The sequence below is a fragment of the Rhodococcus tukisamuensis NBRC 100609 genome (genome assembly GCF_001894985.1).
Lineage (GTDB): Bacteria > Actinomycetota > Actinomycetes > Mycobacteriales > Mycobacteriaceae > Rhodococcus_G > Rhodococcus_G tukisamuensis.
In genome coordinates this window covers 17510-42792 of record NZ_BCXG01000016.1, presented here as the reverse complement: position 1 = coordinate 42792, position 25283 = coordinate 17510, and the positions used below count along the sequence as shown (strand labels likewise).

Genomic DNA, 25283 nt, shown 5'->3' with positions numbered 1-25283 from the left:
CGGATCGGCCTGGACTCGCGGCTCCAGCCACGCCAGGATCTCATCGATACCGGCACCGTCGACGCAGCGCGGGTCCACTTCTCGGCGCAGACATGCGCGCCGACCGTCACCGCCCCGGCCCTCGCGCATCCGGCTCTCTCGGCGCTGCGCGCGAAGTCTGCCGGGGCGGTTACTCGACCTCCGGCGTGGGCGCAGCCGCCGTCCGGGCCGCCTCAGCGCGGATCGGCGAACACCCCGCGGCAACCGGCGGCTCTCCCGGGCCCGTGTCACCCCGCATCCGAGGGGACGGGGCGTCTGGCTGGATCAGATGGGCGTTCCGGCGGCGCGCTTGTAGCCGTTGATTGCGGGCCAGGCGAAAATGGCGATCGCGCCGAGCGACCACAGCGCGGTCTTGATCAGCGGCTCGGCTACCGGCCCGCCGAGACTGAGGCCACGCATCGCGTCGATGGCGGTGGACATCGGTTGGTTCTCGACGAAACCCTGCAGCCAGACCGGATAGGCGGCGGTCGGCACGAAGCCCGAATTGAAGAACATGAGCAGAGTGCAGACGAGGGACAGCAGTTCCACCAGCGGCAGCTTGGCGAAGTTCACCGACAGCGCGGTGACCATGGTCGCGAACCCCACACCCATCAGCAGCGGGACCAGCAGCAGCAGCACACCTGCCAGGAATCCCTGGCCGAATCGGAAGCCGAGAAGTACGCCGACCAACATGATCAGCACGGTGGTCAACACGATCCGCACGGCCTCGGAGATCAGCCGACTGACCATACCCGCGGCCCGGTGGGTGGGCAGGATCCAGAACCGAGCCAACAGGCCCTTGCGCCATTCCTCCTTGAGGTGGAGGCCGCTGGCCATCGACCCGAACATCGCGCCGACCAGGGCAAGCATCGGGGCGTACCCGTAGACGCTGTTGACGCCGGTGGCCTTGGTGACCGAGATCCCCAGCACCGCCCAGAACATCACCAGCATGACCGACGGGTAGACGATGGCCTGCAGCATGGTGAATGGGTCCTTGGCCGACCTCAGGAGCAGTCGCCAGGTCTGGATCTTGCTGTGGGTGACGAGCGCCTTCCACGACGTCTCGGGGTACACCTCGGTGGGCACCGGGAAACGGAGCGCCACCGACTCAGGCGCTACTGCCGGCGCGGGGGCGGAGTGGAGGTCGGTCATCCTCGCCTCACACTCGCCCACACCGTCAGCGGAGCGAACACCAGTGCAAGCCCTGCACACCACAGCAGGGCCGGCGTGAGCACGTGCATGGTGATCGTGCCGGCGGCGATGTCCCGCATGGAAATGGCGAACTGGGAGATCGGCTGGTTTCGGACGAACCACTGCGACCAACTCGGGAACTGTGCGACGGGCACGAAGCCGGCCGAGAACATGCCGAGGATCAGCTGCGGCAGCGTCAGCGCCTGACTGGTCATTGCCGGGCTCTTGCTCAGGGTGCCGATCAGGTCACCCATCAAGGACAACGTCATCGCGATCGCCAGGGACATTCCGAGGAACAGCAGGGTGTTGCTGGTGCTGCCATCGAATCGGAAGCCGATCATGTAGCCGTACACGAGCGCGGCCATCAACGAGACCGTGCAGTGCACCAGCGCGGCGGTCATCCTGGACATCAGCGGCACGCCGGCGAAGATCGGCATCGTCTGGAACCGGTCGTTCATGCCGTTCGATGCCTCGAGGGCAGCCCGACCGGCGGCCGAGATGGCGGTGAAGGCCATTGCCTGCAGGACGATGATCGGCATCACGAACTGTGCGTAGTCGATGCCCTGGAATCGCATCACCAGCCGCAACGGCAGGTAGAAGCCGATGGTGAAGATGGCGGGGGCCAGCACGGCGATGAGGAACTGCCCGGTGGTCCACATGCTGCGCAGGCTTCGGCCGGACAGCGCCAGCCATTGCTGCACGCTCGACAGTTCGGGCCGACGGTGGCGGCCGGTCCGCGCGACAGCCCTCGAACGTGGCTCCGGCGGTCGGCCCTCGTCCGAGGTTCTGGTGGTGCCGGCCGTGATCGCGGTCATGACTCCTCGTCCTCGGAGACCTGGGGTTTGCCCGTCAGGGCCAGGAAGACGTCGTCGAGCGACGGTCGGCGCAGCGCGATGTCCGCCAGTGGGATCCTGGCGATGTCGAGCCGACGCAGCGCCTCGGCCAGCGTCTGGGCCCCGTACTGCGCGGGAATCGACAGCCGGTCGTGACCGGTCTCGGTGATGTACTCCGGGGGGGCGAGGCTGGTGAGGACCGCGTAGACCCTCGGCAGGTCCTCGAGTCGCATCGGGACGACCTCGCAGAAGCTGCCGCCGGTCCGTTCCTTGAGCTGGTCCGCTGTGCCCTCGGCGATCACGGTGCCCTTGTCGATCACGACGATGTTGTCGCTGAGGACGTCGGCTTCCTCGAGGTACTGGGTGGTCAGGAGGACGGTGATGCCCTCGTTCTTGAGGTCTTGCACCAGTGTCCACACTCCCTGGCGGCTGCGCGGGTCCAGGCCGGTGGTCGGCTCGTCGAGGAACACCACCTCGGGGCGGGTCACCAGCCCGCAGGCGATGTCCACTCGCCGGCGCATGCCGCCGGAGTAGCCGGACACCTTGCGTTCCGCGGCATAGACGAGGTCGAACTGATTCAGCAACTCTTCGGCCCGAGACTTGGCGGCCTGCCGATTCAGGCCCATCAGTCGGCCGAAGAGAATGAGATTCTCCCGGCCGTTGAGCGATTCGTCGAGGGCGGCGTACTGGCCCGTCATCATGATCGAACGCCGAACCGAGGCGCCCTGGGTCGCCACGTCGTGGCCGGCGACCAGCGCGCGTCCGGAATCGGGGCGCAGCAAGGTGGAGAGCACGTTGACCGTGGTCGTCTTACCAGCGCCGTTCGGCCCGAGAATCCCGAGCACAGTGCCGCGCGGCACCTCGAAGCTGACCCCCTGAAGCGCTTTCACGTCACCGAAGGACTTGCGGATTCCCTCGACGAGGACCGCAGAGTGGGGTGAAGGCATGCCCGCGAGTATGTCATGGGTAGCTGTATGCGGAGGCTGTCCGGGCTGTGAATCCGGCGGGTTCGGCTGGTGGCGAACAGGTTGGTAACACTCGGCGGGTGCAGATCGATAGGCACTGAATGTCCTGTACGCGGTCGGCCCAGCCGGCGTGCACACTCTCGCCGAATGGCAGGAATCACTGCGTGTGGTGGGCAAGGACACGGTGGGTCGAATCGAACCCGGTCCGAATGTCACTGGGTGACGCTGCTTGCCCGATTCCTGGTCGGCGCCGGCGCCGGCGCCACCGATTCGAGTCACCTGAGGTGGTCAAGTCGTAGCAGGGGTGTCGTCCGGGGCGTCCGCACGCACCCGGTCCCGAACCCCCGGGGGAACCCTCGCAAGGCGTCCGCGTCCGCCGACTGACCGTGTCGGATGTAAGAAGTTAACGGTGAATCTCCTATGTGTGCGGTGGAGATGATCGTGTTGCTGCAGTTGAGAGTCTTGATGCGGCGGTTTCGTCCGGATGCTGGTGAACCGAGAACTGCTGTGGTTTCATCAATCGCATGAGCCGTCGCGCCGTACACATCGAGGATCTCGCCGGCGAGGGCGTCATGCTCGCCGCCGGCGGCCGGGCGATCCTGCTGCAGATTGCCAACGAGGGCGTCGGGCACGGCGTCGCGGACCACAGCGACTTCGCCTATCGCGCGGTCGACCGGCTGCGGACCACGATGACGTACATCTATGCGGTGGTCTACGGGACCGAGGCCGAGCGCGCCGCGGTGGTGCGGATGGTGAACAAGGCGCACGCGAAGGTTCGTGCGGAGAACTACAACGCCTTCGACCCCGAACTGCAGCTGTGGGTGGCGGCGACGCTCTACGAGAGTGCGGTGAGCCTCTACGAGCGGCTCTTCGGCCGGCTCGACGAGGCGAATGCGGACGCGCTGTACCGGGAGTACGCGGTGCTCGGGACCGCGCTGCAGGTGCCGGCCGGGATGTGGCCGCGCGACCGCGCCGCGTTTGCCGCCTATTGGAAGGAAGAGCTCGACCGTGTCGAGGTGGACGCACAGGTGCGGGCGACCTCCCGGGACCTGTTCCATCCGGTGAAGGCGCCGATGCTGATCCGCTGGAACCTGCCGGCGTACCGCTGGCTCACCACCGGGTTGTTGCCGGCGCAGCTGCGCGAGAAGTTCGAGTTGCCGTGGACAGCGCGGGACCAGCGCCGGTTCGAGCGGGTGATGACGCTGCTCTCGTGGGTGTACCCGCGGATCCCCGCCGGGGTGCGGCACGCGCCCAAGACCGTCTACCTGTGGGACATGCGCCGCCGGCTGCGCACCCGCGGCGGCATCGAGGCCTGACCGCGGGTGCCGGCGGCCGCCTGGTCAGGCGGGCGTCAGCCAGACGGTGATGTCGGCGTGCACCACCTCGGTGCCGGACTTGTCGTAGATCGAGACCGGCACGGTGAGCTCGGCGCCGGAGGTGATCTCCTCGAACCGGGGCAGTGCCGACAACGACGCGACCGCGCGCAGCCCGGACTCGGCCTTGGCCAGGTACCGGGTGTTCATCGCCTTCGGGATCCAGCGGTGCGTGGTGGGGACGGTCGCCTCGGCGAGCATGCCCATGGCGGCCTCGGCGAGATTGCAGGCGGCGATCGCGTGGAACGTCCCGATGTGGTTGTGCACGCCCCACCATTTAGGGGCCCGCACCTCGCATCGCCCGGGCTCGAGCGCGGTGACGCGGGGGAGCACGGTTGCGAAGTACGGCACCCGGGCGCACATGCCCAGTGAGAACAGTGCGGGGCGAAGTGCGTTGTCCGGCAGTCGGAGCCAGCTGCGGTACGTCGGGCTGGGGGAGGGGGGCTGGGTGGCCATGCCGTCAACCTTACTCTGGAGTAAGGTTGACGTGACCCAGTCGGCGTCGGCGAGGAGTTGAACTCGTTGCCGGTCTGCGGCATACTGTTCAGGTTGCCTTGACCCGGGACGTGCTGTTTTGCGGCCTGCGTCGGGCGAGTGAGGGTCATGCACCCGGCGTGCCAGGGATGAAAGTCCCGGGAGGCCTGGTCAGAACCAGTGCAAGACGGAAGCAGTACCACCAGGTGCTCATTACGAGCGCATCCGGTGCACATTTTTCAGATCGGCGCGAAAGCGTGGATCGGAGAATGAGTGGGAGGGCGACACGCCCGACCGCGTGTGTCGGAGATCCATGACAGATGAACAGCGGCAGCGGATCGGATTCTTTCGATCGGGATCGGATTCTTTTGCGATCGCCAACGTTCGGACACTCATGGGCTGGGCAGGAACTGTGCAGACGAGGTAGCCCCAGCCGGGTCTACGTGAACGAAGTAGCCCCCCGGGTCTACAAGGGCCTATTCGGCAAGGAAGAGGACACAAGCGTGGCGGGACAGAAGATCCGCATCAGGCTCAAGGCCTACGACCATGAGGCGATCGATGCGTCAGCGCGCAAGATCGTCGAGACGGTGACCCGTACCGGGGCCCGTGTCGTTGGACCGGTGCCGTTGCCGACCGAAAAGAATGTGTACTGCGTCATCCGCTCGCCGCACAAGTACAAGGACTCGCGCGAGCACTTCGAGATGCGTACCCACAAGCGGCTGATTGACATCCTCGACCCGACGCCCAAGACAGTCGATGCCCTCATGCGCATCGATCTGCCGGCCAGCGTTGATGTCAACATCCAGTGAGCGCGGCGGAGACAAAAACAATGACTGAGAACAAGATCAAGGGAATCCTGGGCACGAAGCTCGGCATGACCCAGGTCTTCGACGAGAACAACCGGGTCGTCCCGGTGACCGTCGTCAAGGCTGGGCCCAACGTCGTCACCCAGATCCGTACCGAAGAGCGTGACGGCTACAGCGCCGTGCAGCTCGCGTTCGGCGCCATCGACCCGCGCAAGGTGAACAAGCCGGAGGCCGGCCAGTTCGCCAAGGCCGGCGTCACCCCGCGTCGCCACGTCGTCGAGCTCCGCGTTGCCGACACCTCCGAGTACGAGGTCGGCCAGGAGCTCACCGCCGAGCTGTTCGAGGACGGCGGCTACGTCGACGTCACCGGCACCAGCAAGGGCAAGGGCTACGCCGGTGTCATGAAGCGTCACGGCTTCAAGGGTCAGGGCGCCTCGCACGGCACCCAGGCCGTGCACCGTCGCCCCGGTTCCATCGGTGGTTGCGCCACCCCCGGCCGCGTGTTCAAGGGCATGCGCATGGCGGGTCGCATGGGTAGCGACCGCATCACGACGCAGAACCTCTCGGTCCACAAGGTGGATGCCGAGAACGGTCTGCTGCTCATCAAGGGTGCGATCCCGGGCCGCAAGGGTGGCCTCGTGATCGTCAAGACCGCAGTGAAGGGTGGTGCGTCCGCATGACCGAGACCGCAACCAAGCTGACCCTCGACGTCCGCACCGCCGACGGCGGCACCAACGGGACCGTCGACCTTCCCGCCGAGCTCTTCGACGTGACGGCCAACATCTCGCTGATGCACCAGGTCGTCGTCGCGCAGCTCGCTGCGGCACGTCAGGGCACGCACTCCACCAAGACCCGCGGCGAGGTTCGCGGTGGTGGCAAGAAGCCGTACCGCCAGAAGGGCACCGGCCGCGCCCGTCAGGGTTCGACCCGCGCTCCGCAGTTCGCCGGTGGTGGCATCGTGCACGGCCCGCAGCCGCGCAACTACGCGCAGCGCACGCCCAAGAAGATGATTGCCGCCGCCCTGCGCGGTGCACTCTCCGACCGGGCACGCAACGAGCGCATCCACGTGATCACCGAGCTCGTCGCCGGGCAGACTCCGTCCACCAAGGGCGCGAAGAAGTTCCTCGGCGAGATCTCCGATCGCAAGAAGGTCCTGCTCGTCGTGGGCCGCGAGGACATCGCAGCCTGGAAGAGCGTGCACAACCTGGAAGGCGTGCACCCCATCGCACCCGACCAGCTGAACACGTACGACGTGCTCAACAGCGACGATGTCGTGTTCAGCGTCGAGGCGCTCAACGCGTTCATCCACGGGCCGGCCGAGTCCGCCCAGGCAGACAGCAAGGAGGAGAGCAAGTGAGCACCATCGCTGACCCCCGCGACATCTTGCTGGCCCCGGTGATCTCCGAGAAGTCCTACGGACTGATCGAGGAGGGTACTTACACCTTCCTGGTGCACCCGGACTCGAACAAGACGCAGATCAAGATTGCCGTCGAGAAGGTCTTCGGCGTCAAGGTGACCAGCGTCAACACGGCCAACCGTCAGGGCAAGCGCAAGCGGACGAAGTTCGGTTTCGGCAAGCGCAAGGACACCAAGCGCGCGCTCGTGACCCTCTCGGCCGACAGCAAGCCCATCGAGATCTTCGGAGGACCGGTCGCGTAAGCGCCGGGACTTGACGAGACATAGAGGACGAGAAGACTCATGGCAATCCGTAAGTACAAGCCGACTACCCCGGGCCGTCGTGGCTCGAGCGTCTCGGACTTCGCCGAGATCACTCGGTCGACTCCCGAGAAGTCGCTTATTCGCCCGCTGCATGGTCGCGGTGGTCGTAACGCCCACGGTCGAATCACCACTCGACACAAGGGTGGCGGCCACAAGCGCGCCTACCGGCTGATCGATTTCCGTCGTAACGACAAGGACGGCGTGCCGGCCAAGGTCGCTCACATCGAGTACGACCCCAACCGCACGGCGAACATCGCCCTGCTGCACTACGCCGACGGTGAGAAGCGCTACATCATCGCGCCGAAGGACCTCAAGCAGGGCGCGAAGGTCGAGTCCGGTGTCGGAGCCGACATCAAGCCGGGCAACAACCTGCCGCTGCGCAACATCCCGACCGGTACCACCGTGCATGCGGTGGAGCTGCGTCCGGGTGGCGGCGCCAAGATGGCCCGCTCCGCCGGTGCCAGCATCCAGCTGCTGGGCAAGGAGGGCGCGTACGCGACCCTGCGTATGCCGTCCGGTGAGATCCGTCGCGTCGACGTGCGTTGCCGCGCGTCGGTCGGCGAGGTCGGCAACGCCGAGCAGTCGAACATCAACTGGGGCAAGGCCGGCCGCATGCGCTGGAAGGGCAAGCGCCCGACCGTCCGTGGTGTCGTGATGAACCCGGTCGACCACCCGCACGGTGGTGGCGAGGGCAAGACCTCCGGTGGTCGCCACCCGGTCAGCCCGTGGGGACAGCCTGAGGGCCGTACCCGCAAGCCCAACAAGCCGAGCGACAAGCTCATCGTCCGTCGCCGCCGTTCCGGCAAGAACAAGCGCTAGTCAAGGAGGGAGTGAAGGATGCCACGCAGCCTTAAGAAGGGCCCGTTCGTCGATGACCACCTCCTTGCGAAGGTGGACGTGCAGAACGAGAAGGGAACCAAGCAGGTCATCAAGACCTGGTCCCGTCGTTCCACGATCATCCCGGATTTCATCGGGCACACGTTCGCGGTGCACGACGGCCGTAAGCACGTTCCCGTGTTTGTCTCCGACTCGATGGTTGGACACAAGCTCGGAGAGTTCGCACCGACCCGCACGTTCAAGGGTCACATCAAGGATGATCGGAAGGCGAAGAGGCGATGAGTAACACCGAAACCGCCAACCCGACCGCCAAGGCAATCGCGCGCCACGTGCGCGTGACGCCGATGAAGGCGCGTCGTGTCGTGGACCTGGTTCGCGGGCGCTCGGTCGAGGACGCGCTGAACATCCTGCGGTTCGCGCCGCAGGCCGCCAGCGAGCCGGTTGCGAAGGTGATCGCCAGCGCAGCTGCGAACGCCGAGAACAACCTGGACCTGGACCCCAGCACGCTCGTCGTTGCGACGGCGTACGTGGACGAGGGTGCGACCCTCAAGCGGTTCCAGCCGCGTGCACAGGGACGTGCGTTCCGGATCCGCAAGCGCACCAGCCACATCACGGTCATCGTGGAGAGCCTGCCCAAGGCCGGCGCCGCGACCCGTAATCGCCGGAAGGGAAGTGCTCGATAGTGGGCCAGAAAATCAACCCGCACGGCTTCCGCCTCGGCATTACGACCGACTGGAAGTCTCGCTGGTACGCAGACAAGCAGTACGCGGAGTACGTCAAGGAAGATGTCGCCATCCGCAAGCTCCTCGCCACGGGCATGGAGCGGGCCGGCATCGCGAAGGTGGAGATCGAGCGCACCCGTGACCGGGTTCGCGTCGACATCCACACCGCTCGTCCGGGCATCGTCATCGGCCGCCGCGGCGCCGAGGCCGATCGCATCCGCGCCGAGCTGGAGAAGCTGACCGGCAAGCAGGTTCAGCTGAACATCCTCGAGGTCAAGAACGCCGAGGCCGAGGCCCAGCTCGTGGCCCAGGGTGTCGCCGAGCAGCTGTCGAACCGTGTCGCGTTCCGTCGCGCCATGCGTAAGGCAATCCAGTCTGCGATGCGTCAGCCCAACGTCAAGGGCATCCGGGTGCAGTGCTCCGGTCGTCTCGGCGGTGCCGAGATGTCCCGCTCGGAGTTCTACCGCGAGGGTCGGGTTCCGCTGCACACGCTGCGTGCGGACATCGACTACGGGCTCTACGAGGCCAAGACCACCTTCGGCCGCATCGGCGTGAAGGTCTGGATCTACAAGGGCGACATCGTCGGCGGCAAGCGTGAGGTCACCGCCAGCGCAGCCCCGGCCGGCGACCGCCCGCGCCGCGAGCGTCCCTCGCGTCCGCGTCGCTCCGGTGCCTCGGGCACCACCGCGACCAGCACCGAGGCCGGTCGCGCCGCAACCGCGACCGCTGACGCTCCGGTTTCCACCGACACGAATCAGGAGGGCTGACGCTATGTTGATCCCCCGTCGGGTCAAGCACCGCAAGCAGCACCACCCGAGCCGTACCGGTGCTGCCAAGGGTGGCACCCAGGTGACCTTCGGTGACTACGGCATCCAGGCTCTCGAGCCCGCCTACATCACCAACCGTCAGATCGAGTCCGCTCGTATCGCGATGACGCGCCACATCAAGCGTGGCGGCAAGATCTGGATCAACATCTTCCCGGATCGCCCGCTCACGAAGAAGCCTGCCGAGACCCGAATGGGTTCCGGTAAGGGTTCGCCCGAGTGGTGGATCGCGAACGTCAAGCCGGGCCGCGTCATGTTCGAGATGACGTACCCCAACGAGGAGACTGCTCGCGAGGCCCTGACCCGCGCGATGCACAAGCTCCCCTGCAAGTGCCGGATCGTCACGAGGGAGGAGCAGTTCTGATGGCTACTGGAACCCCAGCCGCAGAGCTCCGCGAGCTCACGGAAGAGGAGCTGGTCACCCGGCTCCGCGAGTCGAAGGAAGAGCTGTTCAACCTGCGCTTCCAGATGGCGACCGGTCAGTTGGACAACAACCGTCGTCTGCGGACCGTCCGCCACGAGATCGCGCGTGTCTACACCGTCATGCGTGAGCGTGAGCTCGGTCTCGCCGCCGGACCCGATGCGGGTGACGCGGCATGAGTGAGAACCAGAAGGACAGCGCAGTGAGTGAAGAGCGCGGCATGCGCAAGACCCGCATCGGCTACGTGGTCTCCGACAAGATGGAGAAGACCATCGTGGTCGAGCTCGAGGACCGGGTCAAGCACCCGCTCTACGGCAAGATCATCCGCCGTACCACCAAGGTCAAGGCGCACGACGAGAACAGCGTCGCCGGCGTCGGCGACCGCGTCCAGCTGATGGAGACCCGACCGCTGTCGGCGACCAAGCGCTGGCGTCTGGTCGAGGTGCTCGAGAAGGCCAAGTAGGAACAGCAGTACCGTGCAGCGGCCCGCTCCCCGTCGGGGGCGGGCCGCTGCCATTTCAGAGTGGTTTACCGACGCCGGCGCCAGGTCAGCTCGGGTGCGGGGGAGTGGGGTCGATTTGGCATCGGCCCTGCAGTTCCCTACACTAGAGCGGTTGCCTGTGCCTCCGCGTGTCCGCATGCGGGTGGGTGGGGCAACAGGCCGCGCGCATCGGGTCGGTATCCGCTGCGTAAGAAAATCCAGGTCTTAGGAGAGATCAGTGATCCAGCAGGAGTCGCGACTGCGTGTCGCCGACAACACGGGTGCCAAGGAGATTCTCTGCATCCGCGTTCTCGGCGGATCGTCTCGTCGCTACGCCGGGATCGGCGACATCATCGTCGGAACCGTCAAGGACGCCATCCCCGGTGGCAACATCAAGAAGGGCGAGATCGTCAAGGCGGTCATCGTTCGCACCACCAAGGAGCGTCGCCGTCCGGACGGTTCGTACATCAAGTTCGATGAGAACGCTGCCGTTCTCATCAAGCCTGACCACGATCCCCGCGGTACCCGCATCTTCGGCCCCGTCGGCCGCGAGCTGCGCGACAAGAAGTTCATGAAGATCGTCTCGCTCGCCCCGGAGGTGCTGTGATGAAGGTGCACAAGGGTGACACCGTTCTGGTCATCGCCGGCAAGGACAAGGGCGCGAAGGGCAAGGTCATCAAGGCCTTCCCCGCGACCGACAAGGTCCTCGTCGAGGGCGTGAACCGGATCAAGAAGCACACCGCGGTCTCCGCGAACGAGCGTGGCGCCTCCGTCGGCGGCATCGTCACGCAGGAGGCCCCGATCCACGTCTCGAACGTGCAGGTCGTGGACTCGGACGGCAACGCCACTCGCGTGGGTTACCGGACCGATGACAACGGCAAGCGGGTTCGGATCTCCCGTAAGAACGGGAAGGACATCTGAGATGACTAGCACTGAGAACAAGATCCAGCCGCGTCTGAAGGCCCGCTACCGCGCGGAGATCAAGGACGCGCTGAACGCGGAGTTCGCCTACGCGAACGTCATGCAGATCCCCGGCGTCGTCAAGGTCGTCGTCAACATGGGTGTCGGCGACGCCGCCCGTGACGCGAAGCTCATCAACGGTGCGGTCACCGACCTCGAGCTGATCACCGGCCAGAAGCCGGAGATCCGCAAGGCTCGCAAGTCCATCGCGCAGTTCAAGCTCCGCGAGGGCATGCCCATCGGCGCGCGCGTCACCCTCCGTGGCGACCGCATGTGGGAGTTCCTGGACCGTCTCGTGTCCATCGCGCTGCCCCGTATCAGGGACTTCCGCGGCCTGTCGGGCACGCAGTTCGACGGCAACGGCAACTACACCTTCGGTCTCAACGAGCAGTCGATGTTCCACGAGATCGATGTGGACAAGATCGATCGCCCGCGCGGTATGGACATCACCGTCGTGACGACCGCCACCAACAACGAAGAAGGCCGTGCCCTGCTCAAGCACCTCGGCTTCCCGTTCAAGGAGAACTGAGCCATGGCGAAGAAGGCACTGGTCAACAAGGCCAACAAGAAGCCGAAGTTCGCGGTGCGCGCCTACACCCGCTGCCAGCGGTGCGGCCGGCCCCACTCGGTGTTCCGCAAGTTCGGCCTGTGCCGAATCTGCCTGCGCGAGATGGCCCACGCGGGCGAGCTGCCCGGCGTTCACAAGAGCTCCTGGTAGCACAGACTTCTGGCTCGCAGCCGTGAGCCAGTTCAATAGGAAAACCCCTTCGCGGTAGGCCCACGGCCGGCCGTGGCCGGTGACCGAGAGGTCACCGGCCACGGAACGGTGTTGCATGGGAACCACTGCGAGAAAGGTGAACAGGTCACCCCTATGACCATGACCGATCCGATCGCAGACTTCTTGACTCGTCTGCGCAACGCCAACACGGCGTTTCACGACGAGGTGAAGCTTCCCCACTCGAAGATCAAGGCGAACATCGCCGAGATCCTCAAGCGCGAGGGTTACATCTCCGACTTCCGTACCGAGGACGCCGAGGTGGGCAAGACCCTCATCGTCGACCTGAAGTACGGACCCAGCCGAGAGCGCAGCCTCGCGGGCGTCCGGCGCGTTTCCAAGCCCGGTCTCCGGGTTTACGCGAAGTCCACCAACCTGCCCAAGGTCCTGGGCGGCCTCGGCGTGGCGATCATCTCCACGTCATCCGGCCTGCTCACGGATCGTCAGGCGGCCAAGCAGGGCGTGGGCGGCGAAGTCCTCGCCTACGTCTGGTAAGGGAGGCCACCACAATGTCGCGTATTGGAAAGATTCCGGTCACCGTCCCCGCGGGCGTTGACGTCACCATCGATGGTCAGGACATCTCGGTGAAGGGCCCCAAGGGCGCCCTCTCGCTGACGGTCTCCGAGCCGATCGCCGTCACCAAGGGCGAGGACGGTGCCGTTCTGGTCACCCGTCCGGACGACGAGCGTCGCAGCCGCGCGCTGCACGGCCTCTCGCGCACCCTGGTCGCGAACCTCATCACCGGTGTCACCGAGGGTTACACCACCAAGATGGAGATTCACGGCGTCGGCTACCGCGTCGCACTGAAGGGCAAGGACCTCGAGTTCGCCCTGGGCTACAGCCACCCCGTGCCGATCGAGGCGCCGGAGGGCATCACCTTCGTGGTCGAGTCGCCCACCCGGTTCTCGGTGTCCGGCATCGACAAGCAGAAGGTCGGCCAGATCTCGGCCAACATCCGTCGTCTGCGTCGCCCCGACCCCTACAAGGGCAAGGGCGTTCGCTACGAGGGTGAGCAGATCCGCCGCAAGGTCGGAAAGACGGGTAAGTGATATGAGCCAGACTGCAAACCAGAAAGCCAAGCGGATTCCGCTGGGCAAGGATGCGTCCACCACGCGTCGTCTCGCGAAGACGCGTCGTCACTTCCGTCTTCGCAAGAAGATCTCCGGCACGCCCGAGCGTCCTCGCCTGGTCGTCAACCGGTCTTCTCGCCACATCCACGTGCAGCTCGTGGACGACCTCGCCGGCCACACGCTGGCGGCGGCGTCGACCATCGAGGCCGACATCCGTGGCGCGGAGGGCGACAAGAAGGCCCTCAGCGCCAAGGTGGGTCAGCTGATCGCCGAGCGCGCCAAGGCCGCCGGCATCGAAGCTGTGGTCTTCGACCACGGTGGACACGGCTACCACGGTCGCATCGCGGCACTCGCGGATGCAGCCCGCGAAAGCGGGTTGAAGTTCTGATGACCAACATTTCGAACGGAAGGACAGTCTGATGCCGGGACGTCAGAGGCGTGACGGCGGCAGCGGACCCGCCGGACAGAATGGCCCCAACACCGGGGACAACCGTGGCGGCGGCGACCGTCGTGGCGGCGGCCGTGACGATCGTCGCGGTGGCCAGTCGGCCGAGAAGTCGAACTTCATCGAGCGCGTTGTCACCATCAACCGTGTCTCCAAGGTCGTCAAGGGTGGTCGTCGCTTCAGCTTCACCGCTCTGGTGATCGTGGGCGACGGCAACGGACTCGTCGGCGTCGGCTACGGCAAGGCCAAGGAAGTTCCCGCGGCCATCCAGAAGGGTGTCGAGGAGGCTCGCAAGAGCTTCTTCCGCGTCCCGATGATCGGCTCCACCATCACCCACCCGATCCAGGGTGAGGCGGCGGCCGGTGTGGTCATGCTCCGTCCGGCCAGCCCGGGTACCGGTGTCATTGCCGGTGGCGCGGTGCGTGCCGTGCTGGAGTGCGCGGGTATCGCGGACATCCTGTCGAAGTCGCTCGGTAGCGACAACGCCATCAACGTCGTTCACGCGACCGTTGCTGCGCTCAAGGGTCTGCAGCGTCCCGAGGAAGTTGCGGCTCGCCGCGGCCTGACCCTCGAAGAGGTTGCCCCCGCCGGCATGCTGCGCGCTCGCGCACAGGCTGGGAGTGTGAAGTAATGGCAGATCTCAAGGTCACCCAGATCAAGAGCACCATCGGGACCAAGCAGAACCAGAAGGATTCTCTGCGCACGCTCGGTCTCAAGGGCATCCGTCAGACCGTTGTTCGTGAGGACAACGCACAGAACCGCGGTCTGATCAACGTGGTGCGCCACCTCGTAACCGTTGAGGAGGTCTAACCATGACCATCAAACTGCACCACCTGCGCCCCGCACCGGGATCCAAGTCCGACAAGATTCGCGTCGGTCGTGGTGAGGGCGGCAAGCGTGGCAAGACCGCGGGTCGCGGTACCAAGGGCACCAAGGCTCGTAAGAACGTGCCGGCCGCCTTCGAGGGTGGACAGATGCCGCTGCACATGCGTCTGCCCAAGCTCAAGGGCTTCAAGAACCCGTTCCGCACCGAGTACCAGGTTGTGAACGTCGGCGACATCGCCCGACTGTTCCCGAACGGCGGCACGATCGGTGTTCAGGAGCTCGTCGAGGCCGGCGCCGTTCGTAAGAACGAGCTCGTCAAGGTTCTCGGCGACGGAGAGCTCACGGTTGCCGTTCAGGTCACCGTGAACAAGTTCACCGGTTCCGCCAAGGAGAAGATCGCTGCTGCAGGTGGGACCACCACCGAGCTGTGATCGGTCTCTGAACCGGATATCCGATGGCCGCAGTCACTGTCCGCAAGGGCAGTGCTGCGGCCATCGGCGTTCTGTATAGTCCGTACTTCGGGCCGCGTTGCCAAAGATGCGCGCCCCGAGGTACGGCGCTGACGGCAGACCAATCTGTGTATGCCGGGCTGCTCGCCGTGCCCTCACTGCTAGTGTTCTAGAGTTCATCTAGCCAGCCGAGCAAATCGCTCGCGACAACCCGTCGTGCCAGGAGGATCTTTGCTTTCCGCCTTTGTCTCGGCCTTCAGGACTCCCGACCTGAGGCGGAAGATCCTCTTCACCCTGGGCCTGATCGCCTTGTACCGCTTCGGTGCAACACTGCCGTCGCCCGGTGTCAACTATGCGAACGTCACGGCCTGTATCGACCAGATCTCCGGCGGTGAGTCTGCGGGTATCTACTCGCTGATCAACCTGTTCTCCGGTGGCGCGTTGCTGCAGCTGTCGGTGTTCGCGATCGGCATCATGCCGTACATCACGGCAAGCATCATCGTGCAGTTGCTGACCGTGGTCATCCCGAGGTTCGAGGAACTCCGCAAGGAGGGCGAATCGGGCCAGGTCAAGATGACGCAGTACACGCGCTACCTCTCGATCGCGCTCGCCATCCTCCAGTCGACCGGCATCGTCGCGCTCGCGGCGCGTGGTCAGCTGTTGCAGGGTTGCCAGCAGGAGATCATCGACGACCAGTCGATCTTCGGTCTGGTCATCATCGTGCTGGTGATGACGGCCGGTGCGGCCCTGGTGATGTGGTTCGGCGAGCTGATCACCGAGCGCGGCGTCGGCAACGGCATGTCGCTGCTGATCTTCTCGGGCATCGCCTCGCGACTTCCCTCGGAGGGTGGTGCCATCCTCGACAGCCGTGGCGGCCTCATCTTCGCCCTGGTGCTGGTGGCGGTCCTCGCACTGATCGCGGGCGTGGTGTTCGTCGAGCAGGGCCAGCGCCGCATCCCGGTGCAGTACGCGAAGCGCATGGTCGGCCGGAAGATGTACGGCGGCTCGTCGACGTACCTGCCGCTGAAGGTCAACCAGGCCGGCGTCATCCCGGTGATCTTCGCGTCCTCGCTGCTGTACCTGCCGAACCTGATCGCGCAGCTCACCGGTTCGAGCACGGCCGCGGATCCGAATTGGTGGCAGCGGATCATCCAGGAGTACCTGGTGAACCCGTCGAACCCGGTCTACATCCTCATCTACTTCCTGCTCATCGTCTTCTTCACCTACTTCTATGTCGCGATCACCTTCAACCCTGAAGAGCGCGCGGACGAGATGAAGAAGTACGGCGGCTTCATCCCGGGCATCCGCCCCGGCCGCCCGACGGCGGACTACCTCAACTACGTGCTCAGCCGCATCACACTGCCGGGCGCGATCTATCTCGGTCTCATCGCAGTGCTGCCGAACCTCTTCCTCTCCCAGGGGGCGTCGGGTAGCAGCATCTTCGGTGGTGCGGCGGTCCTGATTCTGGTCAGTGTCGGCCTCGACACCGTCAAGCAGATCGAGAGCCAACTCATGCAGCGCAACTACGAAGGGTTCCTCAAGTGAGACTTGTCCTCCTTGGTCCTCCCGGTGCCGGTAAGGGCACTCAGGCCGCCATCCTGTCGGAGAAGCTCGGCGTTCCGGCCATCTCGACGGGCGATCTGTTCCGCGCGAACATCGGTCAGCAGACCGCGCTCGGCCTCGAGGCGAAGAAGTACATGGACGCCGGCGACCTGGTGCCCAGCGAGATCACCAACAACATGGTCAAGGCGCGCGTGGCCGAGCCGGACGCGGTCAACGGGTTCCTGCTCGACGGCTTCCCGCGCACGGTGGACCAGGCGCTCGCGCTCGAGAAGATCCTCGCCGACCTCGATGCCAAGCTGGACGGGGTGCTGGCCTTCGACGTCGCCGATGACGTCGTGGTCGAGCGCATGCTCGCCCGGGGCCGCGCCGACGACACCGAGGACGTCATCCGCAACCGGATGCGCGTCTACCGCGAGGAGACCGCACCGCTGCTCGACCACTACGCGGGCACCGTCGTCACGGTGGACGCGGTCGGCGAGGTCGACGAGGTCAACGCCCGCGCGCTCGCCGCACTCGGTAAGTAGCCACCGCTCGTCCAAGTTCGACAAGACTCCAAGCTCGACAAGTACAAGGTAAGAGGTTTTCGTGGGGTTCCGTCGCAAGAAGGTCGTCCCGTTCCGCACCGCCGGTGAGCTCGATGCCATGGCCGCGGCCGGGGCCATCGTCGGCGCGACCCTGGTCGCGGTCCGGGACGCCGCCAAGCCCGGCGTGAGCACGCTGGAACTGGACCGGCTCGCCGAACAGACCATCCGGGACGCGGGGGCGGTGCCCTCGTTCCTCGGGTACCACGGCTTCACCGGGTCGATCTGTTCGTCGGTCAACGACCGTGTGGTGCACGGCATCCCGTCCGCCGAGGACATCCTCGTCGAGGGCGACCTCGTTTCGATCGACTGCGGGGCCATCCTCGACGGCTGGCACGGCGACTCGGCGTGGACGTTCGCGGTGGGGGAGTACCTCGACGCGGACCGCGACCTCAGCGAGGCCACCCGGCTGTCGATGGAGGCCGGCATCGCGGCGATGCTGGCGGGTAACCGCTTGACCGACGTCTCCCACGCGATCGAGTTGGGCACCCTGGCTGCGGAGCAGGCACACGGCCGTCGCTACGGCATCGTCGACGGCTACGGCGGTCACGGCATCGGGCGCGAGATGCACATGGACCCGTTCCTCGCGAACGAGGGCAAGCCGGGCAAGGGGCCGGAGCTGGTCGTCGGCTCCGTCCTGGCCATCGAGCCGATGCTGACCCTCGGCACCACCGAGACCGAGGTGCTCGACGACGACTGGACTGTCGTCACCACCGACGGCTCCCGGGCGGCGCATTGGGAGCACACCGTCGCGGTGACCGAGGACGGCCCGCGAATCCTCACCCTGCGGCCCGAGTAACGGGCGCACGCGCAGCAGGCAAGGCACCCACGGCCGTTCCCGGCCGTGGGTGCCTTGTCCTTTGTCGTGTCAACCACTCCGCGGAGGGAATTCCGGCACCGGCGGGGGCAGGGGACTCCGACCGCGGGGGACTGGTTGTGACGGAGGCCGTCGACCACTGTCGAAGGTGTCCAGTCCCGACCAGAGAGGATCTCGATCATGTCCGTCAACCGACTCGTCGCCGCCGCGCCGTTCGCCCTGCTCCTGTGTCTCGGCGCCGCCCAACCAGCGTTCGCCTCCGCCCCCGACGTGCCCTCCCAGCCACCCGTCGACCTCGGAACCGGGGCGGACCCCAGCGGTCCGCCGCTGCAGTGCCGCGGCATCGTCGTCAACCTCGGTCCCGAGTGCGACCTGCCGGCGGAGGACTCGGCCCGTCCGCAGTGGTGCGACTACGAGACGCTCGTCTACGACCCGCAGTGCGATCGCCCAGTGGTGGTCACGGCCCCGGATCCGTTGGTCGCCAACGGCTGAGGATCCCTGTCCGCCTGTCGAGGGGAGGGCGTCAGGACTCGAGCAGCAGGGTGACCGGCCCGTCGTTGACCGAGGCCACCTTCATGTGTGCGCCGAAGTGACCGGTCGCGACGTCGGCGCCGAGCCCGCGCAGTGCGTCGGCGAACGCGTCGACCAGTGGTTCCGCGACAGCGCGGGGCGCGGCCGCCGACCAGGACGGTCGCCGGCTCTTGCGGGTGTCGGCGAGCAGCGTGAACTGGCTGACGACCAGGATCGGTGCCGCTACGTCGGAGGCGGAGCGTTCACCGTCCAGAATGCGTAGCTTCCACACCTTCGCGGCGAGGGCTGCGGCCGCTGCCGAGTCGTCGTCGTGTCCCACCCCGAGCAGGACCAGCAGCCCCTGGGTGTCGGGGTCGATCGTGGCGACGATCTGGCCGTCGACCTCGACCGAGGCGGAGGTCACTCGTTGCACGACGGCACGCACGGGTCGGTCCTTTCACCGGCTGCGGTTCCGCGGGGCGCATTTGGCCTGGTGAGGGAACTCCGGTAAGCTAGATCAATGGTGCGTCCTGCGTGCCGGTCGAATGGGCTCAGCGCTTGCGTGCGAGGCCTGTATTCGTCCGGTTCAGTAACGCCTGGGCACCACCGTAACGGAGAACGATGCCCACCAACGGATCGCGGAGGATATGGCTAAGAAAGACGGGGCCATCGAGGTCGAGGGTCGCGTGGTCGAACCGCTGCCCAATGCAATGTTTCGCATTGAGCTCGAGAACGGCCACAAGGTGCTCGCGCACATCAGCGGCAAGATGCGTCAGCACTACATTCGCATCCTGCCGGAAGACCGTGTCGTCGTAGAGCTGTCGCCCTACGACCTTTCTCGCGGTCGCATCGTCTACCGGTACAAGTAACGAAAGCTCCCCGGGCCACACCTGGCCCGGGAAGAACTATGTCCACCCCCGGTGGGCGACACACAGGAGATTAGACAGACGTGAAGGTTCAGCCGAGCGTCAAGAAGATCTGCGAGAAGTGCAAGGTGATCCGTCGTAACGGCCGGGTCATGGTGATCTGCGAGAACCTGCGTCACAAGCAGCGTCAGGGATAACCACCTGCACGACTTGCGATCGGCTTGCCCGACGCAACTGACAAGAAGACCTCCCAGTACCAGCCGGTGCGACGGCCCTCGGGTTCCGACCCAACAGGCACGCAACGGTAGACCCCCGGCACGGAGGCCGGGGCCCCACTGAGTTAGTTGAAAGACGCTCTGAGCAATCAGAGGACACAGGGGACGGGCTGGGAGCAGACCTCCGCACACCGATAGGAAATGCCTCATGGCACGTCTCGCAGGTGTTGATCTTCCTCGCGAAAAGCGTATGGAGATCGCACTGACTTACATCTACGGCGTCGGCCGTACCCGCTCCAAGGAGATCCTTGCCGCGACCGGTGTCAACCCGGATCTGCGCAGCAAGGATCTGGGCGACGAGGACCTGGCCAAGCTCCGCGAGTACATCGAGGAGTCGCTGAAGGTCGAGGGTGACCTGCGCCGCGAGGTTCAGGCGGACATCCGTCGCAAGATCGAGATCGGCTGCTACCAGGGCCTGCGCCACCGTCGTGGTCTGCCCGTGCGTGGTCAGCGCACCAAGACCAACGCCCGTACCCGCAAGGGCCCGAAGCGCACCATTGCCGGCAAGAAGAAGGCGAAGTAATGCCCCCCAAGTCTCGTAGCACCGGTCCCAAGAAGACCCAGAAGGCGCGTCGCAGGGACAAGAAGAACGTCCCGCACGGTGCCGCTCACATCAAGAGCACCTTCAACAACACCATCGTGTCCATCACGGACCCGGCCGGAAACGTCATCTCGTGGGCGTCCTCGGGACACGTCGGTTTCAAGGGCTCGCGTAAGTCCACCCCGTTCGCCGCGCAGCTGGCCGCCGAGAGCGCTGCCCGCAAGGCGCAGGAGCACGGTGTGAAGAAGGTCGACGTGTTCGTCAAGGGCCCCGGCTCGGGACGCGAGACCGCAATCCGCTCGCTGCAGGCCGCAGGCCTCGAGGTCGGCACCATCTCTGATGTCACCCCCCAGCCGCACAACGGCTGCCGTCCGCCCAAGCGGCGTCGGGTCTAGCGGGAAGGAAAGGTTTAGAAAATGGCACGTTATACCGGCCCCATGACCCGCAAGTCGCGTCGTCTGCGCGTCGACCTCGTTGGAGGCGACCAGGCATTCGAGCGCCGCCCCTACCCGCCGGGCCAGCACGGCCGCGCGCGGATCAAGGAGAGCGAGTACCTGCTCCAGCTGCAGGAGAAGCAGAAGGCTCGCTTCACCTACGGCGTCATGGAGAAGCAGTTCGTCCGCTACTACAAGGAAGCGGTTCGTCGCCCGGGCAAGACCGGCGAGAACCTGCTCCGCATCCTCGAGACCCGTCTCGACAACGTCGTGTACCGCGCCGGCCTGGCCCGTACCCGTCGTCAGGCCCGTCAGCTCGTGAGCCACGGCCACCTTCTCGTGAACAACAAGAAGGTCGACATCCCGAGCTACCGCGTCTCCCAGTACGACATCATCGATGTCAAGGAGAAGTCGCTGAGCACCCTGCCGTTCCAGGTTGCCCGCGAGACCGTCGGAGACCGTCCGGTCCCCGGTTGGCTGCAGGTTGTCCCGGGTCGCCTCCGCGTCCTGGTCCACCAGGAGCCCGAGCGCGCACAGATCGACGTTCCGCTGCAGGAGCAGCTGATCGTGGAGCTGTACTCGAAGTAATGCCTTCCATTCGTGCGCCTTTCCGGTGGCTGCGGTCACCGGGGAGGCGCACGAGTGCCCCAGGCACCATCCATCGCGGCGTCAAATAGCGGACGCCCGTACAGGAGGAAAACGAATGCTCATTTCTCAGCGACCCACGCTGACCGAAGAGGTCATCGCTGACAACCGCTCGAAGTTCGTCATCGAGCCCCTTGAGCCCGGCTTCGGGTACACCCTCGGCAACTCGCTTCGCCGCACCCTGCTGTCGTCGATCCCCGGCGCTGCTGTCACCAGCATCCGTATCGACGGCGTCCTGCACGAGTTCACCACCGTCCCGGGTGTGAAGGAAGACGTCACCGACATCATCCTGAACCTCAAGGGCCTCGTCGTGAGCTCCGAAGAGGACGAGCCGGTCACCATGTACGTCCGCAAGCAGGGCCCCGGCGCTGTGACCGCAGGCGACATCGTGCCCCCGGCCGGCGTCACGGTGAACAACCCGGATCTGCACATCGCCACCCTGAACGACAAGGGAAAGCTGGAGATCGAGCTCGTTGTCGAGCGCGGTCGCGGCTACGTCCCCGCCGTCCAGAACAAGGCGTCCGGCGCCGAGATCGGCCGTATCCCGGTCGACTCGATCTACTCGCCCGTGCTCAAGGTCACCTACAAGGTGGAGGCCACCCGCGTCGAGCAGCGCACCGACTTCGATCGGCTCGTGCTGGACGTGGAGACCAAGAACTCCATCACCGCGCGGGACGCGCTCGCCTCGGCGGGCAAGACCCTGGTTGAGCTCTTCGGCCTGGCCCGTGAGCTGAACGTCGAAGCAGAAGGCATCGAGATCGGACCCTCGCCCGCCGAGGCCGATCACATCGCTTCCTTCGGACTGCCGATCGAGGACCTGGACCTGACGGTCCGTTCCTACAACTGCCTCAAGCGCGAGGGTGTTCACACCGTCGGCGAGCTGGTTGGTCGCACCGAGTCCGATCTGCTGGACATCCGCAACTTCGGTCAGAAGTCCATCGACGAGGTGAAGGTCAAGCTGCATTCGCTCGGCCTGGCCCTGAAGGACAGCCCGGCCTCGTTCGACCCCAGCACCGTTGCCGGCTATGACGCCGCCACCGGTACGTGGAGCGACACGGATGCGGGTGCCTTCAACGACACCGACGGCAACGACCAGGATTACGCCGAGACCGAACAGCTGTAGACCAGCTCTTTAGGTTCTTCACTAGGAGATTCATCATGCCCAAGCCCAAGAAGGGTGCCCGCTTCGGCGGGTCGGCTTCCCACCAGAAGGCGATCTACGCCAACCTGGCCACCGCGCTCTTCGAGCACGGCCGCATCACCACCACCGAGGCCAAGGCGAAGGCCGTGCGGCCTTACGCCGAGAAGCTCATCACGCACGCGAAGGCCGGCACGCTGGCTCACCGTCGTGAGGTGCTGAAGGTCATCCGCAACAAGGATGTCGTGCACACCCTGTTCGCGGAGATCGGTCCGTTCTACGCGGAGCGCAACGGCGGCTACACCCGCATCGTCAAGACGGTCCCCCGCAAGGGTGACAACGCGCCGATGGCAATCATCGAGCTCGTCAAGGAGCAGACCGTGACCTCCGAGGCCGACCGCGCACGTCGCGTGCAGGCTTCGCAGGCAGCTCCGGCCGTCGAGGAGCAGGCCGTCGAGGCCGAGGTCGAGACCCCCGAGGTCGAGGCCGAGGTCGTCGAGGCCGACGAGGCCAAGAAGGACTAACGCTGAACGCGTCAGAACCCTCGATCGAACCCGCCGCCCCTTCCAGGGACGGCGGGTTCGTTCGCTTTCGCCTCGACATCACCTACGACGGGACCGACTTCTCCGGCTGGGCCCGACAGCCCGGCCTGCGGACGGTCTGCGGCGTGCTCGAGCAGGCGCTCTCGACGATCCTGCGCGAGCCCGCGGCGCTGACCGTCGCCGGCCGCACCGACGCGGGCGTACACGCCAGCGGCCAGGTCGCGCACCTGGACGTGTCCGTGGCCGCCGCGCCCGCCGAACCGGAGCGCCTGGTGCGCAGGCTCGCGCGCTTCCTGCCGCCGGACGTGCGGGTCACGGCGGTCACCGAGGTGCCGGCCGAGTTCGACGCCCGATTCTCCGCCATCCGCCGGCACTACGAGTACCGGATCACCACCGCGCGCTACGGCGCCGAACCGCTGCGTGCCCGCGACACCGTGTCGGTGCCCAAGACGCTCGACCTCGACGCGATGCGTGAGGCGTCCCGCGGGCTGCTCGGTCTGCACGACTTCGCCGCCTTCTGCCGGCGTAAGGAGAACGCGACGACCGTCCGCGAGTTGCAGCGCTTCGACTGGTCACGTGAGGGTGACATCGTCACGGCCTACGTCAGTGCCGATGCCTTCTGCTGGTCGATGGTGCGCAGTCTCGTCGGCGCGATGATCGCGGTCGGCGAGGGTCGCCGCACCCCGGAGTGGACGATTGCCCTGCTGCAGGAGCGGTCCCGGTCGAGTTCGGTGTTGGTGGCACCCGCGCACGGGCTCAGCCTGGTGGCCGTCGACTATCCGCCGAACGAGGAACTGGCCGCGCGAAACGCGGCGACCCGAGAGGTGCGCACGGTGCCGGGCGGGTGCTGCGGCGACTGAGTCCTCGTCCCGTCCCGTCGAGGACGGAGCCGCCGAGCGGGCGGTCACAGCGCCAGCGGAGTTCCCTCGATCACCGTCATCACCACGGTCTCCGCGTTGTGCCGCGCGACCGACTTCTTCACCCGGGCCCGGATGACGCCGCCGTCCTTGCGGACGAGGTCGTAGTCGGCGGCGAGGTCCAGTTGCGCCCCCGAGATCAACCGGTGCTGTCCCCGGTCGTGTTCGTCGAGGAGCCTCGGGTGTACGAACTCTCGCGGTCCGAGGGCGCGGGCCTCGGGCAGCGTGTAGCCGAGGAGTTCCGCGAAGGCGCGGTTGACGTCGACCACGTGGTCGTCGCTCTGGTGCACGATGACCGGCATGTCGACGTTCTGGATCAGGGAGCGATAGTGGGCACCGCTGATCGCGCTCACGGAATTCGATGACACCCGCGACCTCCCGACTGGCCTGAGTCTTGGCTCGGCCCAGCGTCGTGAGCCTTGCACGACAATGTGTCAGCGGGCGATGTGGGCGCGCAACGTGATGCGCGACACATGACACTTGACGCGGTCGTGCGGCCGCGCTCCGCTCCGTGGCCACGGCAAGCGGCACAGCGCTGACTTTCAGGCAAGCATGGCACCGACCTGGGACTCGAACGGGGCGGCAAGGCTAGTCGTTAGCTAGCCGAACTACAATTCTTTGAGTTTGCTGAGAATTTGATGACAAATCTTCGGCAAACCGGCGACGGCGGGGAATGCGTCGGCGCCATCAGGACCGAAATACCCAGGGAGCCTTCAATGTCTGCACCGTTTGACCCGAATCAGTCACCGACTGGCCACCAGGAGGTGCCGGCGTCGGCGCCGAAGAAGCGCAAGAAGTGGCCGTGGGTCGTGGGCGGCATCATCGCCCTGTTTGTCATCGTGGGAATGGCCGGCGGAGGGGACAAGGAGGGTGACGCTGGTACCGCTGCAGGCGGGGTTGATGCGCCTGCAGTGGTTGATGCGCCCGCGCCTGCGTCGATTCCGCCCCTGACCGCAGCGGCTCCCTCGGGCAAGGGCAAGACCATCGCCTACGAGGTGATCTCTGACAGTGCGACGCTCAATAGCGTCACCTATTTCGATGCCAACAGTGAGATGCAGCAGGAGAGCAACCCGACTGCTCCGTGGTCGTTGACCGTGACGAATCCGTCGACCGTCGTGATCGCAGGTGTGACGGCTCAAACCGAGGGCACTTCCGTTACGTGTCGTGTCACGGTCGACGGGAAGGTCAAGGATGAACAGACCGCGACCGGCAAGTATGCGGTCGTGAACTGCACTGCCCCGATGTTCTGATCGAAATGCCAGCGAG

At 65.9% G+C, this 25283-nt stretch carries 41 protein-coding genes; 35 read left to right on the top strand and 6 right to left on the bottom strand.

Translation table 11 applies throughout. The features are described 5' to 3' along the window. Positions 1-303: 303 nt before the first annotated feature. The 3 genes from RT2_RS16835 to RT2_RS16825 are packed head-to-tail and all read right to left on the bottom strand — an operon-like array spanning position 304 to position 2989. On the bottom strand, positions 304-1170 hold the full coding sequence (locus tag RT2_RS16835) for an ABC transporter permease (RefSeq protein ID WP_072845947.1): 867 nt from the start codon (positions 1168-1170) through the stop codon (positions 304-306). Then, entirely contained in the window at positions 1167-2024 is an 858-nt protein-coding gene (locus tag RT2_RS16830; RefSeq protein ID WP_083577437.1) for an ABC transporter permease, read from the bottom strand. Before RT2_RS16830 ends, RT2_RS16835 begins: the two co-directional genes overlap by 4 nt. After that, complete coding sequence (locus tag RT2_RS16825) at positions 2021-2989, bottom strand: ATP-binding cassette domain-containing protein (RefSeq protein WP_072845946.1); 969 nt, start codon at positions 2987-2989, stop codon at positions 2021-2023. Before RT2_RS16825 ends, RT2_RS16830 begins: the two co-directional genes overlap by 4 nt. A gap of 542 nt (positions 2990-3531) precedes the next feature. Here RT2_RS16825 and RT2_RS16820 point away from each other — a divergent pair. Then, positions 3532-4323: an oxygenase MpaB family protein gene (locus RT2_RS16820; RefSeq protein WP_072845945.1), complete on the top strand. Its 792-nt coding sequence runs from the start codon at positions 3532-3534 to the stop codon at positions 4321-4323. Between the two features lie 24 nt (positions 4324-4347). Here RT2_RS16820 and RT2_RS16815 read toward each other — a convergent pair whose 3' ends face one another. After that, positions 4348-4836 carry a hotdog fold domain-containing protein gene (locus tag RT2_RS16815; RefSeq protein WP_072845944.1) on the bottom strand — a complete coding sequence of 163 codons (489 nt, stop codon included), beginning with the start codon at positions 4834-4836 and terminating at the stop codon, positions 4348-4350. A gap of 521 nt (positions 4837-5357) precedes the next feature. Between RT2_RS16815 and rpsJ the strand changes: the two genes are divergently transcribed. From rpsJ to RT2_RS16690, 25 genes are all read left to right on the top strand, one after another. After that, positions 5358-5663 carry a 30S ribosomal protein S10 gene (gene rpsJ, locus RT2_RS16810; RefSeq protein ID WP_003938093.1) on the top strand — a complete coding sequence of 102 codons (306 nt, stop codon included), beginning with the start codon at positions 5358-5360 and terminating at the stop codon, positions 5661-5663. A gap of 20 nt (positions 5664-5683) precedes the next feature. Then, positions 5684-6340 carry a 50S ribosomal protein L3 gene (gene rplC / locus RT2_RS16805; RefSeq protein ID WP_072845943.1) on the top strand — a complete coding sequence of 219 codons (657 nt, stop codon included), beginning with the start codon at positions 5684-5686 and terminating at the stop codon, positions 6338-6340. Continuing rightward, on the top strand, positions 6337-7017 hold the full coding sequence (gene rplD / locus RT2_RS16800; RefSeq protein WP_072845942.1) for a 50S ribosomal protein L4: 681 nt from the start codon (positions 6337-6339) through the stop codon (positions 7015-7017). Before rplC ends, rplD begins: the two co-directional genes overlap by 4 nt. Then, complete coding sequence (gene rplW / locus RT2_RS16795; RefSeq protein ID WP_072845941.1) at positions 7014-7319, top strand: 50S ribosomal protein L23; 306 nt, start codon at positions 7014-7016, stop codon at positions 7317-7319. Before rplD ends, rplW begins: the two co-directional genes overlap by 4 nt. Positions 7320-7358: 39 nt before the next feature. Next, on the top strand, positions 7359-8198 hold the full coding sequence (rplB, locus tag RT2_RS16790) for a 50S ribosomal protein L2 (RefSeq protein WP_072845940.1): 840 nt from the start codon (positions 7359-7361) through the stop codon (positions 8196-8198). Positions 8199-8216: 18 nt separating this feature from the next. Beyond that, positions 8217-8498, top strand: a complete 282-nt coding sequence (gene rpsS / locus RT2_RS16785) for a 30S ribosomal protein S19 (protein WP_003940820.1) — start codon at positions 8217-8219, stop codon at positions 8496-8498. Beyond that, on the top strand, positions 8495-8899 hold the full coding sequence (gene rplV / locus RT2_RS16780) for a 50S ribosomal protein L22 (protein ID WP_072845939.1): 405 nt from the start codon (positions 8495-8497) through the stop codon (positions 8897-8899). Before rpsS ends, rplV begins: the two co-directional genes overlap by 4 nt. Further along, the gene (gene rpsC / locus RT2_RS16775; RefSeq protein ID WP_072845938.1) at positions 8899-9705 is read left to right on the top strand and encodes a 30S ribosomal protein S3; all 807 of its coding nucleotides are present in this window, start codon (positions 8899-8901) and stop codon (positions 9703-9705) included. Before rplV ends, rpsC begins: the two co-directional genes overlap by 1 nt. 4 nt (positions 9706-9709) lie before the next feature. Then, a complete protein-coding gene (gene rplP / locus RT2_RS16770) occupies positions 9710-10126 on the top strand; it encodes a 50S ribosomal protein L16 (RefSeq protein ID WP_072845937.1) in 417 nt (138 codons plus the stop codon). Beyond that, positions 10126-10362, top strand: coding sequence for a 50S ribosomal protein L29 (rpmC, locus tag RT2_RS16765; protein ID WP_072845936.1), 237 nt, complete (start codon positions 10126-10128; stop codon positions 10360-10362). Before rplP ends, rpmC begins: the two co-directional genes overlap by 1 nt. Continuing rightward, positions 10359-10646 (top strand): 30S ribosomal protein S17, encoded by a 288-nt coding sequence (rpsQ, locus tag RT2_RS16760; protein ID WP_072845935.1) that lies wholly within the window; start codon positions 10359-10361, stop codon positions 10644-10646. Before rpmC ends, rpsQ begins: the two co-directional genes overlap by 4 nt. 256 nt (positions 10647-10902) lie before the next feature. Then, positions 10903-11271: a 50S ribosomal protein L14 gene (rplN, locus tag RT2_RS16755; protein WP_072845934.1), complete on the top strand. Its 369-nt coding sequence runs from the start codon at positions 10903-10905 to the stop codon at positions 11269-11271. Beyond that, a complete protein-coding gene (gene rplX / locus RT2_RS16750; RefSeq protein ID WP_072845933.1) occupies positions 11271-11585 on the top strand; it encodes a 50S ribosomal protein L24 in 315 nt (104 codons plus the stop codon). The genes rplN and rplX overlap by 1 nt, the downstream gene beginning before the upstream one ends. Before the next feature lies 1 nt (position 11586). Further along, positions 11587-12153 (top strand): 50S ribosomal protein L5, encoded by a 567-nt coding sequence (gene rplE / locus RT2_RS16745; RefSeq protein ID WP_072845932.1) that lies wholly within the window; start codon positions 11587-11589, stop codon positions 12151-12153. A 3-nt stretch (positions 12154-12156) separates the two neighbouring features. Next, the gene (locus RT2_RS16740) at positions 12157-12342 is read left to right on the top strand and encodes a type Z 30S ribosomal protein S14 (protein ID WP_072845931.1); all 186 of its coding nucleotides are present in this window, start codon (positions 12157-12159) and stop codon (positions 12340-12342) included. Between the two features lie 153 nt (positions 12343-12495). Next, a complete protein-coding gene (gene rpsH / locus RT2_RS16735) occupies positions 12496-12894 on the top strand; it encodes a 30S ribosomal protein S8 (RefSeq protein WP_072845930.1) in 399 nt (132 codons plus the stop codon). Positions 12895-12908: 14 nt separating this feature from the next. Beyond that, on the top strand, positions 12909-13448 hold the full coding sequence (gene rplF / locus RT2_RS16730) for a 50S ribosomal protein L6 (RefSeq protein WP_072845929.1): 540 nt from the start codon (positions 12909-12911) through the stop codon (positions 13446-13448). Position 13449: 1 nt separating this feature from the next. Continuing rightward, complete coding sequence (gene rplR / locus RT2_RS16725; protein ID WP_072845928.1) at positions 13450-13857, top strand: 50S ribosomal protein L18; 408 nt, start codon at positions 13450-13452, stop codon at positions 13855-13857. A 31-nt stretch (positions 13858-13888) separates the two neighbouring features. Next, entirely contained in the window at positions 13889-14545 is a 657-nt protein-coding gene (gene rpsE / locus RT2_RS16720) for a 30S ribosomal protein S5 (protein WP_072845927.1), read from the top strand. Continuing rightward, a complete protein-coding gene (rpmD, locus tag RT2_RS16715; RefSeq protein ID WP_072845926.1) occupies positions 14545-14724 on the top strand; it encodes a 50S ribosomal protein L30 in 180 nt (59 codons plus the stop codon). Before rpsE ends, rpmD begins: the two co-directional genes overlap by 1 nt. A 2-nt stretch (positions 14725-14726) precedes the next feature. Further along, the gene (gene rplO / locus RT2_RS16710) at positions 14727-15170 is read left to right on the top strand and encodes a 50S ribosomal protein L15 (protein ID WP_072845925.1); all 444 of its coding nucleotides are present in this window, start codon (positions 14727-14729) and stop codon (positions 15168-15170) included. Between the two features lie 249 nt (positions 15171-15419). Continuing rightward, the gene (gene secY / locus RT2_RS16705; protein WP_072845924.1) at positions 15420-16733 is read left to right on the top strand and encodes a preprotein translocase subunit SecY; all 1314 of its coding nucleotides are present in this window, start codon (positions 15420-15422) and stop codon (positions 16731-16733) included. Continuing rightward, positions 16730-17275, top strand: coding sequence for an adenylate kinase (locus RT2_RS16700; RefSeq protein WP_072845923.1), 546 nt, complete (start codon positions 16730-16732; stop codon positions 17273-17275). The genes secY and RT2_RS16700 overlap by 4 nt, the downstream gene beginning before the upstream one ends. Positions 17276-17336: 61 nt before the next feature. Next, positions 17337-18131, top strand: coding sequence for a type I methionyl aminopeptidase (map, locus tag RT2_RS16695; protein WP_072845922.1), 795 nt, complete (start codon positions 17337-17339; stop codon positions 18129-18131). A 198-nt stretch (positions 18132-18329) separates the two neighbouring features. After that, positions 18330-18641: a hypothetical protein gene (locus RT2_RS16690; RefSeq protein WP_072845921.1), complete on the top strand. Its 312-nt coding sequence runs from the start codon at positions 18330-18332 to the stop codon at positions 18639-18641. 31 nt (positions 18642-18672) lie between these two features. On the opposite strand, the gene dtd is transcribed toward RT2_RS16690, so the two are convergent. Beyond that, positions 18673-19104 carry a D-aminoacyl-tRNA deacylase gene (gene dtd / locus RT2_RS16685; RefSeq protein ID WP_072845920.1) on the bottom strand — a complete coding sequence of 144 codons (432 nt, stop codon included), beginning with the start codon at positions 19102-19104 and terminating at the stop codon, positions 18673-18675. A gap of 202 nt (positions 19105-19306) precedes the next feature. Between dtd and infA the strand changes: the two genes are divergently transcribed. The 8 genes from infA (at position 19307) to truA (ending at position 23960) form a co-directional block, all read left to right on the top strand. After that, a complete protein-coding gene (gene infA, locus RT2_RS16680; protein WP_003418601.1) occupies positions 19307-19528 on the top strand; it encodes a translation initiation factor IF-1 in 222 nt (73 codons plus the stop codon). An 80-nt stretch (positions 19529-19608) separates the two neighbouring features. Next, positions 19609-19722, top strand: a complete 114-nt coding sequence (gene rpmJ / locus RT2_RS16675) for a 50S ribosomal protein L36 (RefSeq protein ID WP_003938068.1) — start codon at positions 19609-19611, stop codon at positions 19720-19722. Positions 19723-19948: 226 nt separating this feature from the next. Then, on the top strand, positions 19949-20323 hold the full coding sequence (gene rpsM / locus RT2_RS16670) for a 30S ribosomal protein S13 (protein ID WP_072845919.1): 375 nt from the start codon (positions 19949-19951) through the stop codon (positions 20321-20323). Next, positions 20323-20736, top strand: a complete 414-nt coding sequence (rpsK, locus tag RT2_RS16665) for a 30S ribosomal protein S11 (protein ID WP_072845918.1) — start codon at positions 20323-20325, stop codon at positions 20734-20736. The genes rpsM and rpsK overlap by 1 nt, the downstream gene beginning before the upstream one ends. Before the next feature lie 21 nt (positions 20737-20757). After that, the gene (rpsD, locus tag RT2_RS16660; protein ID WP_072845917.1) at positions 20758-21363 is read left to right on the top strand and encodes a 30S ribosomal protein S4; all 606 of its coding nucleotides are present in this window, start codon (positions 20758-20760) and stop codon (positions 21361-21363) included. A 115-nt stretch (positions 21364-21478) separates the two neighbouring features. Beyond that, positions 21479-22543 carry a DNA-directed RNA polymerase subunit alpha gene (locus tag RT2_RS16655; RefSeq protein WP_072845916.1) on the top strand — a complete coding sequence of 355 codons (1065 nt, stop codon included), beginning with the start codon at positions 21479-21481 and terminating at the stop codon, positions 22541-22543. Positions 22544-22578: 35 nt separating this feature from the next. Continuing rightward, the gene (gene rplQ / locus RT2_RS16650) at positions 22579-23082 is read left to right on the top strand and encodes a 50S ribosomal protein L17 (protein WP_072845915.1); all 504 of its coding nucleotides are present in this window, start codon (positions 22579-22581) and stop codon (positions 23080-23082) included. Positions 23083-23105: 23 nt separating this feature from the next. Next, positions 23106-23960: a tRNA pseudouridine(38-40) synthase TruA gene (gene truA, locus RT2_RS16645; protein WP_072845914.1), complete on the top strand. Its 855-nt coding sequence runs from the start codon at positions 23106-23108 to the stop codon at positions 23958-23960. A 44-nt stretch (positions 23961-24004) separates the two neighbouring features. On the opposite strand, the gene RT2_RS16640 is transcribed toward truA, so the two are convergent. Next, the gene (locus RT2_RS16640; RefSeq protein ID WP_139191275.1) at positions 24005-24385 is read right to left on the bottom strand and encodes a PAS domain S-box protein; all 381 of its coding nucleotides are present in this window, start codon (positions 24383-24385) and stop codon (positions 24005-24007) included. A 348-nt stretch (positions 24386-24733) separates the two neighbouring features. Here RT2_RS16640 and RT2_RS16635 point away from each other — a divergent pair, with 348 nt between their 5' ends. Further along, positions 24734-25267 (top strand): MmpS family transport accessory protein, encoded by a 534-nt coding sequence (locus RT2_RS16635; protein WP_169888412.1) that lies wholly within the window; start codon positions 24734-24736, stop codon positions 25265-25267. Positions 25268-25283: the final 16 nt, after the last annotated feature.